The following is a 16322-nucleotide window of genomic DNA, read 5'->3' as shown; positions in this document are numbered from 1 at the left end:
ACCCCTCCTATTCATCGACCGCCACGACCAAGACTGGTGAAGACGCCATGAGCACTTCAAGGACCACACTCTGGGCGCGGGGCCTCCTCGTCGCCGGGCTCGTGGGTGCGACGGCTCTCGTCGGCCCTGCGGCGAACGCCTCCGTCGAGAACCCCGAACCGACCGGTGGCTACGTCGAGACGACACCGCCACCCACGATCGAGCTCACGGTGCTCCAGCCCGTGTGCGACGGCGACGTGCCCTACCTCGAATACGACGTCGACGTGACCGGGACCCCGAACGACACCGTGACCATCACGTGGCTCAACCCCTCGGGCGCGAACGTCGTCCAGGCCGGGCTGCCCCTCTCCGGTCGCGTCCTGTGGCCCGGAGCCACGGTGGACGCCGCCGGCAACCCCACGGGCTGGCCGGGCTGGGTGTTCGAGAACGGCGAGTGGGTCGAAGGTGGCACGTTCGGCTGGGTGCGCCCGACCGTGAACGTCCTCTTCCAGGTCAACCCCGAGACCACGGTCTCCGTGGCCTACCCGCCGTCGAGCCCCAACTGCAACACGAACCCTCCGGGCAAGACGACTCCCCCGGGGACGACGACCGTCGGCGGCAAGGTCACGACCGTCTCCAACAAGGCAGGCGCCCAGGAGAGCGGGCTCGCCGCGACGGGCGCGACGGTCGGCAAGTTCGTCGGCGTCGGGGCAGCGCTCCTGCTGGTCGGTGGCGGTCTGGTGCTGGTCGCACGGCGCGGCCGCAAGGGCAACGCCTGACGACCGACGCTCACGTCACAGCACGAAGGCCCCCGGTGATGATCACCGGGGGCCTTCGTGCTGCGTCGATGTGCGTCGAGCTCTGGCGCAGCAGCCGCGCCGCGTCCAAGGAAGGGTCAGGCCGGTGCGGTCGCCCACGTCGCGGCGTAGAGGCGCTGCTCGAGCCCCTCGAACGACCAGCGGTCCGCGATGAGCGTCGGCCCGTTGGGCGAGTCCGGCACGAACCACTGCATCTGCTCGACCGTCATCTGCTCAGCACCCGAGGCGTCCACGCAGCTCAGCTCGAAGCGCGTGAGCGTCGCGGGCTGGCCGTCGATCTCGACGTCCAGCTTGCTCGTCTCCTTGGACGAGGCCACCGTGAGCTTCCCGGTGCCGGGGCAGAACGCGCCCTCCGGGACGTAGGCCTGGGTCGTGTCGACGTCGGCGACCGGGTCGCCGTTGAGCACGTCGAAGCTCGGGCACGCCTCGGACTCGGGGCACCCGCCCGCGCGCACCTGGGTCAGTCCCTCGGAGGGCTGCACGACAGACCAGTAGTCGGCCGCGAAGAGGGCGAGGGGCCCGACGTCGACGGTGTTCGTGTGCTGGCCCTCGTGCTCGTCGTGGGTGTCGGCTGCCGCCGGCCCGGAGCCGGACGGGTCGGTGCTCGCGGTGCCCTTGTCCGTCGCCCCGCCACCGGAGCACGCCGAGACCAGGAGTCCCGCTCCCAGGACGACCCCGACGAACGGGAGCAGGTGCGCACGGGCGCCGCCGCGCCGTCGGGCCCGGGGGGAAGCTGCCGCTTCTGCGGCCGAAGTACGGATCACACGGTCCTGGTGCACGGGTACTGCCTCACTCATGTAGGTCGGCCCCGGCGTGACCCACTGGGGAGAGTCACGTCGGGGCCTCGGACGATTTCACGCTACTGATGGCTGCCGGAAAGGGTGATGAGGGGTTCCCACATCCTTGCCGGTGAGGTACGGGAAACCCCGTACGCGACGACGTCCGTGAGGCGGGCGGGCCGAGGCGCCCACGCACCCACCCCACGGAGGTCACTCGTCGAGGGAGGACGTCAGCAGGCGCCGCCGTCGGCCCACGCCCCCCACTGCTGGGCTCCCGGGGTGTCCCCCTGGTTCCAGTACTTCGCGGTCCACGTGCGACCGCCGTGGCTGACCTGCGCACCGCCCGCGTACGTCGCCGTGGCGGACCAGGCGACGGCGGTGCAGACGCCCGTACCGCCGGTCGTCCCACCCGTCGTGCCGCCCGTGGTGCCGCCCGTGGTGCCGCCGGTCCCGCCCGTGGGCTCGACGACCGTGACGCCCCGCGGGTAGTCGTAGGTCGTCGAGTAGGACGTACCGGCGATCGTCACGATCACGTTGGAGAACTGCGCGATCGGCATGGTCCACTTGAGCTGGTTGGTGATGCTCCCGCCCGCGGGGATGCCGCCGAGGGGGACCGTGAACTCGGCCGTGTGGAAGTCGCCCTTGAGTCCGCCGACGTTCGGGCCCACGTGGCCCTGCTTGGTCGTCGTCGTCTTCATGCCCGACCAGTCGCTCATCTCGCCCGTGTCCGTGGTGCCGTACTGGAACGAGATGGTCGCGCCCGCCGGGATGGCGGTCTTCGACCTGTTGGTGAACACGACCTTGGGGTTGATCGGGTAGTTGCTGTCACCGAGCGCGAACTGCGTGTAGTCGATGCCCAGGTCGATCGCCTGCTTGGGCATGACCCGGTCCGCGTTCGCCTTGGTGGCCCCGTAGGCCGTCGTCGTGCTGAGCTTCGAGTGCATGAGGTCGACCATGGTCTGGCCGATCTCGTACTGGCCCTTGGTCTGGTTGTAGCCGTAGTCGCCCGCGAGCTCCCAGATCATGACGCCGCCGAGGCCCGTGTCGGCCACGTAGTCCGTCTTCGCGCCGATCGCCTGCGTCGTGTCACCGGACAGGAAGACCCTCTTGCTCGCGTTCCACCACCACTCGTTCTTGGTGACCGGGTCGAAGTGGTGCACGTACGAACCCGTGACGGCCGTCGGGACCTTGTAGGAGGCCGCGTAGTCGCCCGCGATCCCCTTCTGCAGGTTCAGCGCGTGCCAGATCGGGTTGACGCCGGCCGGCACCGCGTTGCCCATGGGGTCTGAGTCGAACCAGAGGTTGTCGACGCCCTCGGCGCCGTAGCCGCACTTGCCGTTGGTGCCCGCCGGGCACGTGAAGCCCGCGGGCGGGACGGCCTTGCCGCCCATGCCGTCGGTGCCACCCTGGACGCCCTGGAAACCGCGCGTGTAGAAACCGACGCCGAGGTTCACCCGCCCCGCCGGCATGGCGCCGCGGAAGTAGTGCGCGGCCCAGTCGCCGTTGAGGTAGCCCATGCCCTTGTACGCCGTGTACACGCCCGCAGCGGTGAGCTCGGGGTCCTTGCCGTCGTCGAACAGGGGCGAGTTGCCGCCGACGTGCTCGTTCCACGCGCCGTGCAGGTCGTACGACATGAGGTTGACGTAGTCGAGGTACTGGACGACCTGGAAGGCCTCCATGCCACGCAGCAGCCACCCGGACGACGGCGTCGCGGTCGTCAGCATGTAGTACTCGCCGTCCTCCGCCCCGGCCTTGTCGAGCTTCTCGCGGAGCGTCTTGAGGAGGTTCACGTACCCCTGGAAGTGCTTGTCACGCTTGGCGTCCGAGAACGCGAAGTCGTCCGGGTTCCCGGCCCCCTTGTTGGACGTGGGGTACTCGTAGTCGATGTCGATGCCGTCGAACCCGTACTGCCGGATGAACGCGACCGTCGAGTCGGCGAACGTGTCGATCTTCGCCTGCGACTCGGTCATCGTGTAGAACCCACCGGACGCGACACGGTTGCCGTTCGCGTCGAAGTAGCCACCGGTCTCGGCCCATCCCCCGACGGCGGGGATCACCTTCACGCCCGGGTTCGCCTTCTTGTACTTCGCGAGCAGGTTGAAGTGCCCCTTGTAGGACAGCGCGGGGTCCATCTCGGCCCCCGCCACGCCCGGCCACGTCATGTCGGTCGACGCGTTGCCCGCGGCCTGCGCGTTGACGGAGATCTTGTTGTCGGCACCGACGTGCGCGAACGCGTAGTTGATGTGCGACAGCTTGTTCCAGGGGATGTCGCTCGCGAGGTAGCGCGGCTGGCCGGTGGCCCCCGTGCGCCAGTTCGAGAAGTAGCCGATCACGCGGCGGTCGAGCCCGTTGGGCAGCTTCTCGCGGCCCGCGGTGTCGTAGACGTCGCAGTACGGGACGTCAACGCCCGGGGTCTTGTACATGCCGTCCGGACGGCACGCCTCGTGGCCTGTCGCAGGGGTCCCAGGGGTGGTCGTGCCGCCGGTCGTCCCGCCGGTCGTCCCACCCGTGGCGCCACCCGTCGTGCCACCCGTCGTGCCACCCGTCGTGCCACCCGTCGTGCCACCCGTCGTGCCACCCGTCGTGCCACCGGTCGTGCCACCGGTCGTGCCACCCGTGGTGCCGCCGGGCGCACCGCACGCTCCCTGGGAGGCCCAGGGGCCGGACGCCTCGGCGCCGGGGACGTTGTTCTGGGTCCACCACTTCGCGGAGTAGTTCACGCCGTCCTTCGAGACGGCCGCACCGTTGGTGTAGGTCGCCGTCGCCGACCAGGCCGGGGCGCAGTCGGCGGCCACCGCCGACGAGCTGGCGGCCGCGACGAGCATCGTCGCGAACAGCGCCGTCGTGGTCGCGAGGGCCGCGCCGACCCGGGCGCGGTGCCCGGAGAGTTTCACGTGCATCGAATCTGCCTTCGTTGCGCGGAGCGCGACGCGCGGTGCGCGCGCAGCGCCAAGGACCGCAGGGCGGGGCCCGGCGGAGATCTGGGAGGGCTCGTGGCGAGCCCAGGGGACGGTCGCCGAACCCGAGGTCCGGTCGGCCCGGCGCTCTGGCCGGTCGGATGGAACCTCGGGTTCGGCAGCGGCGAACCGCTACGTGGTACCCACCGGTGACGGAGCCTCGTTCGGCGTCGGTCCTCGGCGGGGGTCGTGGGGAGGGAGCCGGGGGACGGGGCGGGGATCCCGCCCCCCGGCTCGACTCTCAGCAGGCGCCGAGCGCCTGCCACGGGCCGTACTGCTCGGCCCCGGGGACGTTGTTCTGCGTCCACCACTTGGCGGTGTACTTCTGACCGTTGTGCGAGACCTGGGCCCCGCCGTTGTACACGGCCGTGGCGGACCAGGCGGGGGCGGTGCAGGTCCCGGTGCCCGTCGTCCCACCGGTCGTGCCACCCGTGGTCCCACCAGTCGTCCCACCGGTCGTGCCGCCGGTCGTGCCGCCGGTCGTGCCGCCGGTCGTGCCACCGGAGGTGCCGCACGTGCCGACGAGCTCCCAGGGGCCGCCAGCCGTGCCGGGGGTCTCGTTCTGGGTCCACCACTTGGCCTTGTAGTTCTTGCCGCCGTAGGAAACCGTCGCGCCGCCGCTGTAGGTCCCCGTCGCGGTCCAGGCGGCGGCGCACTCCGTGCCGGTCCCACCCGTGGTCCCACCAGTCGTCCCACCAGTCGTCCCACCAGTCGTGCCACCGGTCGTCCCACCGGTCGTGCCACCAGTCGTCCCACCCGTGGTCCCGCCGGTCGTGCCACCAGTCGTCCCACCAGTCGTCCCACCGGTCGTCCCACCGCCACCCGTCGGGTCACCGATCACGGGCCCGGCCGGTGCCGCGCGGAACTTCGTCGCGAGGCCCTTGAGGAGCGAGCCGTCCTGGTTGCCCGTGAGGTCCCACCACATGGCCCCGCCGAGCTTCTTGGCGGCGATGTAGTCGCCCTTGACGGCGACGGACTTCGGGTCGTCGAAGCTCCACCACTGGTTGCCGTCGTGACGCCACGAGGCCACGGATACCGGGTCGAAGTACCCCGTGCCGAGGTTCTTGAGCTTGTCGTAGTCCTCGTTGCCGGCTTCCCAGGTACCGGGTCCGGCGTCCGTCGCCACGCCCCAGGGGGCCGACGACGTCGCGCCCTTCCAGCCGCGGCCGTACATCGCGAGGCCCATGGTGAGCTGCTTCGCGGGGACGCCGGCGTCGAGATAGGCCTTGACGGCCTTGTCGACGCTGTACCGGCGGTTCGCGGGGCGGGTGTCGGTGGGGTCGTCGTACAGGTTGCCCTGGTGCCCCGTGAGGGTCTTGTTCCAGGCGCCGTGCAGGTCGTAGCCCTGGATGTTCCCGAAGTCGAGGTACTGGTAGTTCTCGGGGTCGTTCCAGCCGCCCGACGCGATGTCGTCCGGGTTGGCGGGGAGGAACGCGCTGAGCTGGTACTTCTTGCCCGTGGTCGCGCCGTAGGCGTCGAGCTGGGTGCGGAACTCCTTGAGGAGGGCCTTGAAGTTCGCCTTGTCGTTCGCGACGTCGACGATGTTGCCGACCTCGCCGTTGAGAGAGCCGGGCCACTCCCAGTCGATGTCGAAACCGTCGAACACGCCGGCCGCCGAGCCGGGCCCGCCGCGGCCGTCGACGACGGGGAGGTTGCCCTTGAGGTACAGGTCGATGCAGGACGACACGAGCTTCTTGCGGCTCGCGTCGGTCGCGGCGGCCTTGGAGAAGTTCTTCGACCAGGTCCAGCCGCCGATCGACAGCATGGCCTTGATCTGGGGGTTCTTGGCCTTGAGCTGCTTGATCTGGTTGAACGAGCCGGCGAGCGGCTGGTCCCAGGCGTCGGCCACGCCCGCGACCGAGTTGGCGGCGGTGTATCCCATGCCGTAGTCGGCCCACGCGTCGCCCGCGCCGTCGGACCCGTTGGGGCCCGTGCCCTGGGCCTTGTTGGCCTCGAAGCACGTGAGCGTCTGGTGGTGGATGTTGCCGAACGCGTAGTTGAGGTGCGTCAGGTCGGCAGCGGCGCCGGAGTCCTGGAGCTCCTTCATCTTGAAGTCGCGCCCGTAGACACCCCACTGGGTGAAGTAGGCGACGTTGCGGTAGCCGTTGATCGCGCTGTCGCCGGTCGCGGCGGTCGCGGTGGCTGCGGGGAGGGGGCTAGCGGTCGCGGCGACGGTGCCGGCGACCAGGGACGTCGCGAGCATGGCCGCGGCGGTCAGTCCCGCGGCCATCTTCCTCGCGCGTCCTCGTGGAGTTCTCAGTCGCATGTGTCTGCCTCACTTGGCTGGGGGCTGGGGGGCCCGGTCACCCGGACGTCGTTGCCCAGGAACACCCCGACACTAGGGAGCGAGCACGCCCTCGGGAATCAGCGTTTCCCACATTGTTCACCTCGCGTACATACACGGGAGCGTGTAGGTGTTCCCCCCTACGTACCCCGTCGGGCCCTACGGGTCCCCCGTCGCGGCACCGCTCGACCGGTCACCGTCCGACCCGGTGCGCGAGGACCGCGAGCTCGACCCGCGAGCGCACACCGAGCTTGCGGAAGACGCGCCCCAGGTGGACCTCGACGGTGCGGACCGAGAGGTAGAGCTGGTCCGCGGCCTCGCGGTTGGATCCCCCCTGGACGACCAGGAGCGCGACGTCGAGCTCTCGATCGGTGAGCTCGTCCGCCCAGCGGGCGCGCAGCTCGTCGAGGGCGTCGTCGGACACGTCGCTCTCGCGTGCGGCGAGACGCGCCCTGCCCGACGACGCGACGACGGCGTGCGGGACGCCTCCCCCAGGGGTCGTGGTCGGGACGGGCGTCGTCTCGGCGCGACGCGCGGCGACCTGCAGGGCGCCGAGGTGCTCGACGACGCCCGCGAGCTCACCCTGCGCCTGCCGGGCCCACGCCCACGCCCCGGACTGGGTCAGGAGCTCGACCGCCGAGAGGAGGTGCTCGTGGGCCGCGGGGAGGTCGCCCCAGCGCGTCAGGGCCCGGCCGAGACAGAGCTCGGTGCGCCCGTGCTCGAAGGGCGACGCGATCCCGCGACCCGCCGAGGCGACCGCGTCGCGCAGCGCGACCGCGTCCTCGGGCCTCGCGAGTGCGATCTCTGCTCGTGCGAGCGTCGCGACCCGGTTCGCCGGGGACAGGTCCTTGGCCTCGACTCGCCGCCGCGCGAGCGCCTTCTCCGCCGCGTCGGGACGGCCGGCGAGCACCCATGCCTCGACGTCGTCCATCCCGGGCAGGTGCAGCATGTGGGCGCAGTCGCGCCGGTCGGTCTCGGCTGCCAGCTCGAGCAGGGTGGCCGCCTGGGTGTGGTGGCGGGCGAACGACGCCCCGATGGCCCGGTCCACGAGGAGGCCGAGCCGGACCGGCCGCGACGTCGGGCACGAGCACGTCTCCTCGAGGGCGGTGGCGAGCGTCCCCACGCTGCCGTCGACCGCCATGTCGAGGCGCCGCGCGACCGCGACCCCCGTCCCGGCGAACGGCAGCCCGACGGGCAGGCGGAAAGCCGCCTCCTCGAGCTCGCGGCGTGCCTTGGTGATGTTTCCCGACCAGAAGTGCACCAGCACCTGGGCCAGGCGAAGGTGCGCCTCGACGTACGGGGTCACGGCACCTGACGGTGCGTCGAACCACCGGCCGCCGTTCCTGACCGGTGCGAGGTTCGCGACCGCGCTCGCGAGCGCCTGGCCCGCGACGTCGAGGGCGTCCTCGTCGGCCAGGGCGATCGCCCGGCTGACCTGGGCGTACGCCTCCTGCTCGGGCGAGAGCCGCGACCCGGGCAGGTCCGCTCTCTTCCCGCGCTCCCCCACGCCGTAGTTGGCGAGCCACGACCTGACGACGTCGAGCCCTCCCACGCCCTGGGTGCATCGCCGAGCGAGACGCTTCGCCGCGTCGAACGCCTGGGACGCGGCGACGCCGTCACCCCGCTCGGCGTGAAGGGTCGCGGCGCTCGTGAGCCCCTTCACCACGTCGCCGATCTCGCACCCCCCGGCCGCGTCGCGGGGGCGACCCTCGTGGTCGACGCAACAGGTGCAGGCGTCGTCGTTGTCCGCGAGCGCGATGAACGGGGCGATCACGTCGTCGGGCACCTGGCCCTGGACGTGCGTGAGCGCGGTGACGAGCGGGCCCAGGATGCGGGCCGAGCTCACGCCGCCCTCGCAGCGTGCGGCGCGGCGCAGCCAGTCGGCCGCGTCGTGGACGTGACCGGACTGGAGCGCGGCCGTCCCCGCGACCACGTACGCCTCTCCGCGCTCGGACGCGGCCGCCTGGCTCGCGGCCTCTCGCGCGACCTCGTGAGCCCACACCACGTCCCCGCGCTCGAGGAGCCGCTGGGCCAGGGACACGAGCCCGGGCGCGAGCGCAGGGTCCCCCGCGAGCGTCGCGAGCGCCGTGTGCCAGGTCGCGATGTCCTCCTCGCCGGCCGCCGTGTGGACCGTCGCCAGCCGCAGGTGCGCGGCCGTGCGGTCCGCGAGCCGGGCGTCGCCGTGGACCAGCGAGCGCACCCTCGGGTCGGTGAACGCGAAACGGCCCGAGACCAGGGAGAGCTGCCCCGAGAGAGGACCGTCGAGCACCTCCTCGATGCTCAGCCCCGACGCCGCGAGCAGCACGTCCGTGCGCTCGACGACCGCGACCGCCGCGACGAGCAGGGCCCGGCGCTCCTCGGGGGCGAGCTCGTCGAGCCGGTCGCCGAGCAGCGTGCGGACCGCCTGCACCGGGGGGAGGGGGTCCGGGAGGATCGCGGTGCCCGCGAGCTGTTCGGTCGACAGCAGCCGGGCCGTCTGGGAGATCGCCGCCGCGTTGCCCGCGAGGTTCTGGGCGAGCCGCGCCGCGACGTGGGGGGCCACGGCCAGTCGCTCCTCGACGAGCAGCAGGTGGAGCGCCTCCGACGGACCGAGGGGCGCGAGCTCCCGCACCTCGATCGGGTACGGGAGCGGACGGTCGAAGCCACCGGGGACCGCGGTCGCGAGGAGCACGAGCGCCGCGCGCCGCTGGGCGACGAGCCCGACCACCACGGCGCGGCTGATCTCGTCGACCAGGTGGAGGTCGTCGGCGAGCAGCACGACCGTCCGGTCGGGCACCGCCTCCTCGAGGTACTCGGCGAGCGCGACCGCGCCGACCTCCGGCAGGTAGCCGTACTCCGGGTCGGCGACGTCGAGCGGGCGCACGAGCCGGTCCGGCACCGCGCACCCGGTGACCTGGGCGACCTGGGACACGAGGGAGCGCACCGCCCCGCCGGACCGCTGCGGGCCCACCGCCTGGGCGACCCGCAGGACCAGGGGCGGGTGCGGACCGCTCGCCCCGTGCAGCGCCTCGTGGACGAGCTCGAGCGTGGTGCTCGCTCCCATGCCCGGCTCACCGGTCCAGACGAAGGCGCCCCGCCCGTCGGTGACCGCCGAGAGAGCGAGGTCGATCTCCGCCCGCCTGGACGAGAGCCGCTCAGGCCGGTGCTCGGTGGACGTGCGGGACGTGCGCACCTGATCTGAGGTCAGGACGTCTTGCTGGCTGGCTGGCATGTCAGACCCTCCCGTCCGGGGCAACGATGGCCGGACGACTCTCAGGAATGTTAACAACCCGACGTAAAAGCGGGCATCCTGTCCTGTTACCCGTCAGTGTCTTCGGCGGCTTCCGCTGGGGGCGGGTTGCCGGGGCCTTCGACCAGGTCTAGGGTGACCTCGTCCCTCCGTCTGTTCTGCCGAGAGATCTCGGTACCTCAGACGAGCACGGAACCAGAAGCAGATGAGAAGGAGGTGAGAGCGATGCCGGACGGCAGCAGTCATAGATCCCCGCACTGCGCGCTCGCTCCCCTCCGTCCTGCCCGCTGACCCTCGGGTCACCCCTCCCGGCACGGCCCTCGGGGCGGTCGCCAGTGCGCTCCATGCACCGTCACCTCCCTCGCCAGGTCCTGCCCCCGTGCCCGCACGCAGGCAGATCGCCCGGCGTCCGGTCGGCACCGTCGAGAGCACGGCGCCGGGAAGGACCACCATGTCGACGAGCACCTACCTCAGTGCACCCTGCCCCGCGCCCACTCGCAAGGGCTCCGCACCACTCCGAACGAATCGGGCCACCACCCCCGCGCCCGGTCCCCGCCGCCCCGACCTCGAGCGCCAGTCGATCACGTTCACGATCGGCCTGTACCTGTTCATCTGCACGGCCCTGCTCGGGACGCACCTGCTGGCCGCAGGGCACGACGACGTCCCGGCGACCGGGGTGACGACGAGCGCCCCGACCGGTGCGACGCCGTCGGGCACGGGCTCCCCGCAGGTCGGCGCGCCGGCGGTGAACCCGTGAGCGCGACGACGCCCGCGGTCGTCGAGGCGACCCGGCCCGCGACGACGTACGGTCACCGCCCCGCGCCGGCGACCCCGGCGGGCGCCCCACGGTTCGACCCCCAGGCCCTGCGTGCCCGCTGGCTCCAGGTCGCCTCCGAGGACGCGGCCGCGCTCGAGCGCGCGCGGGACGCGGGCGTCGACTTCTCCCTGGCCTCCGGGCGTGTCTGGGAGACCGACGAGCACGTCTACCTGCCCGTCGTGGCGACCTACCGGCGCGGCGAGCGGATCGAGCGCGAGGTCCTGATGTTCGCGCTGTCCCCCGACCGCGTCGTGACCCTCCAGCCGTCCCGGCACTACCCGATCTTCGACAAGGCCATCGCCCGCATGCGGCGCACCCCGCGCCTGACCCAGACGTCGTACGGCGTGATGTACGCGCTGCTGTACGCGCTCAACGAGGCCGCCGAGCGCGTCATCCACCACGCGAGCGACCTGCTCGAGGACATGTCCGACCAGATCGAGGAGGCCACGCTCGGCTACGACCGGCGCGGTCGTGAGATCGGCGTGACCGACATGCAGGGCACCATCTCCCGCATGAACCGGGCCGAGGAGATCGTCTCGAGCACCCAGGAGTCCCAGCTCTCGCTCGCGCGCGCCGCCCGGCACCTGCGCAGCGAGATCGCCGACACCGACCCCGTGCTCGCGGGACTCGTCGAGACCCTCATCGCGGACGTCGACGGAGTCAAGGAGCACGCGAGCTTCGAGCACGACAAGGTCCGCTACCTCCAGCAGGCCATCATGACCTCGCTCGACGTCAAGCAGAACCAGATCGTCAAGGTGTTCACGATCATCACCGCGGTGTTCCTGCCCCCGACGCTCATCACGTCGTTCTACGGCATGAACTTCACGCGCATGCCCGAGCTCGAGTGGGAGCTCGGGTTCCCGTGGGTCGTGCTCGTGACGCTCGTCGCCGCCGTCATCCCGCTCGTGTACATCAAGCGGCGCGGCTGGCTGCGCTGAGGCCCGCTCCCCCCGGGCGGACCCTGGACACGCGGACGCCGCCGGGGCCACGACAGGCAGGTCGTGGTCCCGACGGCGTCGGGTTGCGCAGGGCTGCGGCCGCTACCGCGTCAGGTCAGACGCAGGAACCGACCACGCGCCACGGGCTCCAGTACTTCTCGGTGCCCGGTGCGTTGGTGTGGACCCACCAGTTGGCCTGGTAGTTGACGCCCTGGTGGGACGCCACCTGGCCAGCAGTGTAGATGCCCGCCTTGGTCCAGTCGCCGTAGCATCCACCAGGAGCGTCCGAGTCGACCGGACCCGCCTGCGACGCGCGGTAGACGTCAGCGGCCGCACCGACCAGCTCGTCCTCGTAGTCACCCGCGAGGTCCCACCACATCGAGCCGCCCAGGCCCTTCTCCGCGACCCACTTCGCCTTGTACTCGACGGCGCGCGGGGTGTCGACCGTCCACCACTCGTTGCCGTCGTAGCGCCAGGACGACCCGGTCGTCTCGTCGAAGTACTCGGTGCCCAGGTCGCGCAGCTCGAAGTACTGCTTGTAGCCGGGCTCGTGCGTGCCCTCGGCCACGCCTGCGGCCGACTGCCACGCCCCGTTCGAGTCGCCTGCCTCGACACCGGTCCAGCCGCGGCCGAACGCGGGGATGCCCAGCGTGATCTGCTGCGGGTCGACGCCGCGGCTCAGGTACAGGTCGATCCCCTGCTCGACCGAGATCTCGCCGGTGTAGGTCGGGTCGTCGTGCAGGTTGGACTGGTGCCCGGCCAGGTTCGGCGACCAACCGCCGTGCAGGTCGTAGCCCTGGATGTTGCCGTAGTCGAGGTAGTCGAAGATCTTCGGCGCGTCCCAGCCCGCGTTGATGACCGTCGGGTTCACCGGGATGTACGAGGACAGGAGGTACTCCTTGCCCTGCGAGGCGCCGTACTCGTCGAGCTGCTCACGGAACTCCGCGAGCAGCGCCGTGAAGTTCGCCTTGTCGTTCACGGGGTCGACGAAGTTCTCGGGGTGCTGCGACCAGCCCGGCGCGCCGGGCCACTCCCAGTCGATGTCGATGCCGTCGAAGAGGCCGGCTGCTGCGCCCGGGCCACCGCGTCCGTCGATCTCCGGCAGGTTGCCCTCGAGGTAGAGGTCGATGCACGACGAGACGAACTTCTCGCGGGACTCGGGCGTCGCGGCGGCCTTCGAGAAGAACTTGGACCAGGTCCACCCACCGATCGACACCAGCACCTTGGTGTCGGGGTTCTTCTCCTTGAGCTTGAGGAGCTGGTTGAAGTTCCCGGCGAGCGCCTGGTCTGCCGTGTCCGCGACCCCGTCGATCGAGTCCGCCGCACTGACGCCGTCGACGAAGTCGGCGCCGGCAACACCTGCCCCGTCGTTGCCGCCGGGTGCGGGCGAGCCGTCCTTGTCGGAGATGAAGCACGTCAGGTCTGTCGGGTGGATGTTCGCGAACGCGTAGTTGACGTGCGTGATCTGGTCGGCCTGGCCGGACTCCTGGAAGTCCTTGACCGTGTAGCCGTAGTTCTCCGGGGCCCACGACATGAAGTAGCCGACGTTGCGGTACCCGTTGATGTCGTTGTCACCGTTGGGGCTGACCGCCGCGGGCGCGGCGGGCGTGGCCGGCGCGGCCGTCGCCGTGCCTGCCGCGACCAGGCCGGACGCCACGAGGGCCAGGGTCGTCGCCGTCACCACGGCACCGGCAGCGCGGCGGGTGCGGCGTGGTAGCGAGGGAGTGTTGCGAGATGCGTGCAAAGGGAGGCCTCTTCGTCTTCCGTGCTGCTGACTCCGGTCCGTTCCGGAGCCCCAGATGCTGGGCACTCTCGAACCTAACCAGGCGCGCGCGCGAATGATGTACGGGGCTTCCACATGGTTCACAGCGGTCACATAAGGGATTTCCCTTACCAACGCGTCGAATCGCTCGAAACGTTACGAACGGTAGCCTTTCGAGCCGCGACGGGCCGCTATGCCTCGACGAGGATCGTCACCGGGCCGTCGTTGACGAGCTCGACCTGCATGTCCGCACCGAACACGCCGGTCGCGACCTCGACCCCCCTCGCACGCAGCGCGGCGACCACCTCGGCGACGAGCGGCTCCGCCACGTCCCCCTTCGCCGCACCGTTCCACGACGGGCGCCGCCCCTTCTTGGTGTCCGCGTAGAGCGTGAACTGGCTGACGACCAGGACGGGCGCGCCCTCGTCGAGCACCGACCGCTCGTCGCGCAGGATCCGCAGCTCGGCGATCTTGCGCGCGACGAGCTCGACCTGCGCGGGACCGTCGTCGTGCGTCACGCCCACCAGCGCGACCAGGCCCGGCCGGTCGACGCGCCCCACGACCTCGCCGCCCACGCTCACGCTCGCGCGCGTCACGCGCTGCAGGACCGCCCTCATGCGGTGCGGCCCGGTCCGAACGCGGCCCGCACCTCGCCCACGGGCTCTCCCCCGCCCAGGACCGGGGTGCGGCCGACGCGGTCGAGCGCGGCGCCGTCGGCCCCCGGCAGGTCGCGCGCCCCCAAGGCCGCCAGCGCGGAGACCAGCACCGCGGGACGCGGGCGCGGCGAGCCGTCGAGGACCTTGAACGCGAGCGCGCGGCCGTCCGGCAGGCCCGCGCCGTACACGCCGTCCGCGCCGTCCTTGGCGACGAGGCCCGGGACCGCCTGCATGACCTCGGTCGCGTCGCGACCGGTCCCGCCGACCATCTCGGGGAACGAGGACATCGCGCGTGCCACCAGGGCCTCGGGCGACCCGGGCGCCGCCGCCGGCGCACCGGCCAGCCGGCCGAAGCCACGCGCCATGCCGACCAGCGTCGTCGAGAAGAGCGGCGCACCGCAGCCGTCGACCGTCACGTGGAGGTCCGCCGCGTCGTCGCCAGTGAGCTCGAGCAGGGTCTCGCGGATCGCGACCTGGAGCGGGTGCGCGGGGTCCAGGTACGTCGCGGTGTCCCAGCCGGCCACGACGCACGTCGCGAGCATCGCGGCATGCTTGCCCGAGCAGTTCTGCGTGATCGACGCCGGGCCGTTGCCGAGCGCCTGCCACGCGAACGCCGCCGGCGGGTAGACCGGCATGTCCGGGGTGTTGCGCAGCGCCGACTCGTCGAGCCCGACCCCCGCGAGGATCTCGCGCGCGCCCGCGAGGTGGAAGTCCTCGGCGTTGTGGCTCGCGGCACCGAGCGCCAGCAGACGAGGCGGCAGGGACAGGCCGCTGCGGAGCATCGCGACCGCCTGGAACGGCTTGACCGACGAACGAGGCCAGATCACGGTCGACGCGTCGCCCACCACCAGATCGGCCTCACCCGAGGCGTCGAGCGTCACCAGGTGCCCCAGGTGCACGGACTCGACCAGGTCGCCCCGGACGACCTCCGCGAGCGGAGCGGCGGAGCGCAGCACGGGGTTCACCACCCGCCCGGACGGCCACCACGGTTGCCGCCCGACCCGCGACCGAACCCGTACGACTTGAGCCGAGGACGCACGTCGACCAGGTAGATGAAGGCCGGGACGAGGGCCAGGAGGTTCAAGAAGCTGGAGCTCGTCAGCATCAACGGCGGCAGGCCGAGGAACCCGATCGCCGCGGCGACCCCCAGGATCGCCGACCAGATCGGCTTGGTGAGCTTCCCCTCGGCGGTGAACCCGTTCGCGGGACGCCGCAGCGCATCGACGAGAGCGAAGGCCTGCGCGGCGAACACCACGACCGCGAGGATGACGAGAACGAGCCACTGGGCTCCACCGAAGCTGATCACGTGTCGAGCCTACGGCAGGACGCGCAGCGCCTCCGCGCGCGCCGCGCTCGCGACCCGCTCGTCCCACACCGCGAAGATCGCGTCCTCGTGCCGCAGCACCAGCGCGGAGGCGAGGTGCACGGCGTCCGCGCCCCGCAAGGAGTGACCGTCGGACCCTGCGAGGTCGCTCGCCCTGTCCAGGACCTCGGGCGAGACCTCCACCAGGTGCAGCGCGGGCCACAGCCGCTCCCACGCGGCGAGCGCCTGCGCACGCTCGGCGGCGTCGAGGACGCCCGTACGCTCGCCCGCGGCGAGCGCCGCACGGACCTCGGTGTCCGACAGGCGGCTCGTCGTGACCACGTCCGCCCGGTTCCACAGGGCGCTCGCGAGCTCCGAGCCAGGCTCGGCGACGCACAGCTTCACGAGGGCGCTCGCGTCGAAGTAGACCAGTGCCATGGGGCGCGCCGGCTCAGCGTCGGATGCGGCGCACGAGGCCCGACATCGCCGACTGCTTGGCAGCCGGGCGTGCGGGCGGCGAGTGCACGGGCCGCTCCTCGGTGGCCGGCGTGAGCAGGCCGTCCCGGGTCAGCGACGTGATCAGGTCCGCGCTGCCGATCGCGCTCAGGCGGGCGACCGGGATGCCGCGCTCGGTGATCACCACGTCCTCCCCGTCACGCGCCCGCTCGATCCACGACTTCAGCTCGGCCCGCAGGGCGCTGACGGAAACCTCCATCCCCTGAAGGTACCGGCCAACGCCCGGATTGCGTAGACCTCCACGCGCGGCAATCCTGCGGGTTCGCCGGCATGCGCCCCGTCCT

Annotated in this window: 13 protein-coding genes; 3 read left to right on the top strand and 10 right to left on the bottom strand. The window is 71.7% G+C overall.

Annotated features, from left to right (window positions below):
- The first annotated feature begins 47 nt into the window (after nucleotides 1-47).
- Nucleotides 48-758: a peptidase gene (locus ACZDYF_RS00250; protein WP_191789601.1), complete on the top strand. Its 711-nt coding sequence runs from the start codon at nucleotides 48-50 to the stop codon at nucleotides 756-758.
- 116 nt (nucleotides 759-874) lie between these two features.
- Here ACZDYF_RS00250 and ACZDYF_RS00245 read toward each other — a convergent pair whose 3' ends face one another.
- From ACZDYF_RS00245 to ACZDYF_RS00230, 4 genes are all read right to left on the bottom strand, one after another.
- Nucleotides 875-1576, bottom strand: a complete 702-nt coding sequence (locus ACZDYF_RS00245; protein WP_475051494.1) for a hypothetical protein — start codon at nucleotides 1574-1576, stop codon at nucleotides 875-877.
- 230 nt (nucleotides 1577-1806) lie between these two features.
- Nucleotides 1807-4476: a glycosyl hydrolase family 18 protein gene (locus tag ACZDYF_RS00240; RefSeq protein ID WP_475051490.1), complete on the bottom strand. Its 2670-nt coding sequence runs from the start codon at nucleotides 4474-4476 to the stop codon at nucleotides 1807-1809.
- 298 nt (nucleotides 4477-4774) lie between these two features.
- A complete protein-coding gene (locus ACZDYF_RS00235; RefSeq protein WP_475051486.1) occupies nucleotides 4775-6763 on the bottom strand; it encodes a glycosyl hydrolase family 18 protein in 1989 nt (662 codons plus the stop codon).
- A gap of 247 nt (nucleotides 6764-7010) precedes the next feature.
- On the bottom strand, nucleotides 7011-10028 hold the full coding sequence (locus ACZDYF_RS00230; RefSeq protein WP_475051482.1) for a helix-turn-helix transcriptional regulator: 3018 nt from the start codon (nucleotides 10026-10028) through the stop codon (nucleotides 7011-7013).
- 469 nt (nucleotides 10029-10497) lie between these two features.
- Here ACZDYF_RS00230 and ACZDYF_RS00225 point away from each other — a divergent pair, with 469 nt between their 5' ends.
- Nucleotides 10498-10803 carry a hypothetical protein gene (locus tag ACZDYF_RS00225; RefSeq protein ID WP_191789604.1) on the top strand — a complete coding sequence of 102 codons (306 nt, stop codon included), beginning with the start codon at nucleotides 10498-10500 and terminating at the stop codon, nucleotides 10801-10803.
- The gene (locus ACZDYF_RS00220; protein WP_475051478.1) at nucleotides 10800-11801 is read left to right on the top strand and encodes a CorA family divalent cation transporter; all 1002 of its coding nucleotides are present in this window, start codon (nucleotides 10800-10802) and stop codon (nucleotides 11799-11801) included. Before ACZDYF_RS00225 ends, ACZDYF_RS00220 begins: the two co-directional genes overlap by 4 nt.
- A 115-nt stretch (nucleotides 11802-11916) precedes the next feature.
- Here the strand turns inward: ACZDYF_RS00220 and ACZDYF_RS00215 are convergent, their stop codons facing one another.
- From ACZDYF_RS00215 to ACZDYF_RS00190, 6 genes are all read right to left on the bottom strand, one after another.
- Complete coding sequence (locus tag ACZDYF_RS00215) at nucleotides 11917-13482, bottom strand: glycosyl hydrolase family 18 protein (protein ID WP_318243650.1); 1566 nt, start codon at nucleotides 13480-13482, stop codon at nucleotides 11917-11919.
- A 272-nt stretch (nucleotides 13483-13754) separates the two neighbouring features.
- Nucleotides 13755-14180 carry a D-aminoacyl-tRNA deacylase gene (gene dtd, locus ACZDYF_RS00210; RefSeq protein WP_204809890.1) on the bottom strand — a complete coding sequence of 142 codons (426 nt, stop codon included), beginning with the start codon at nucleotides 14178-14180 and terminating at the stop codon, nucleotides 13755-13757.
- Nucleotides 14177-15175, bottom strand: a complete 999-nt coding sequence (locus ACZDYF_RS00205; protein ID WP_475051474.1) for an asparaginase — start codon at nucleotides 15173-15175, stop codon at nucleotides 14177-14179. The genes dtd and ACZDYF_RS00205 overlap by 4 nt, the downstream gene beginning before the upstream one ends.
- Nucleotides 15176-15180: 5 nt before the next feature.
- Nucleotides 15181-15525, bottom strand: a complete 345-nt coding sequence (locus ACZDYF_RS00200; RefSeq protein ID WP_318243651.1) for a DUF2516 family protein — start codon at nucleotides 15523-15525, stop codon at nucleotides 15181-15183.
- A 9-nt stretch (nucleotides 15526-15534) separates the two neighbouring features.
- Entirely contained in the window at nucleotides 15535-15960 is a 426-nt protein-coding gene (locus ACZDYF_RS00195; RefSeq protein WP_191789609.1) for a type II toxin-antitoxin system VapC family toxin, read from the bottom strand.
- Nucleotides 15961-15973: 13 nt separating this feature from the next.
- Complete coding sequence (locus ACZDYF_RS00190; RefSeq protein ID WP_191789610.1) at nucleotides 15974-16237, bottom strand: type II toxin-antitoxin system Phd/YefM family antitoxin; 264 nt, start codon at nucleotides 16235-16237, stop codon at nucleotides 15974-15976.
- Between the last annotated feature and the right edge of the window lie 85 nt (nucleotides 16238-16322).

The organism is Oerskovia sp. PE-21s (assembly GCF_056158145.1).
Note: the sequence above shows the minus strand (reverse complement) of the source record. Positions and strands in the feature narration are given on the sequence as shown.

Coding starts and splice junctions, on each gene's coding strand:
- ACZDYF_RS00230 (WP_475051482.1), bottom strand. CDS start 10,028: ATGCCAGCCAGCCAGCAAGACGTCCTGACCTCAGATCAGGTGCGCACG.
- ACZDYF_RS00225 (WP_191789604.1), top strand. CDS start 10,498: ATGTCGACGAGCACCTACCTCAGTGCACCCTGCCCCGCGCCCACTCGC.
- ACZDYF_RS00240 (WP_475051490.1), bottom strand. CDS start 4,476: ATGCACGTGAAACTCTCCGGGCACCGCGCCCGGGTCGGCGCGGCCCTC.
- ACZDYF_RS00190 (WP_191789610.1), bottom strand. CDS start 16,237: ATGGAGGTTTCCGTCAGCGCCCTGCGGGCCGAGCTGAAGTCGTGGATC.
- dtd (WP_204809890.1), bottom strand. CDS start 14,180: ATGAGGGCGGTCCTGCAGCGCGTGACGCGCGCGAGCGTGAGCGTGGGC.
- ACZDYF_RS00235 (WP_475051486.1), bottom strand. CDS start 6,763: ATGGCCGCGGGACTGACCGCCGCGGCCATGCTCGCGACGTCCCTGGTC.
- ACZDYF_RS00195 (WP_191789609.1), bottom strand. CDS start 15,960: ATGGCACTGGTCTACTTCGACGCGAGCGCCCTCGTGAAGCTGTGCGTC.
- ACZDYF_RS00250 (WP_191789601.1), top strand. CDS start 48: ATGAGCACTTCAAGGACCACACTCTGGGCGCGGGGCCTCCTCGTCGCC.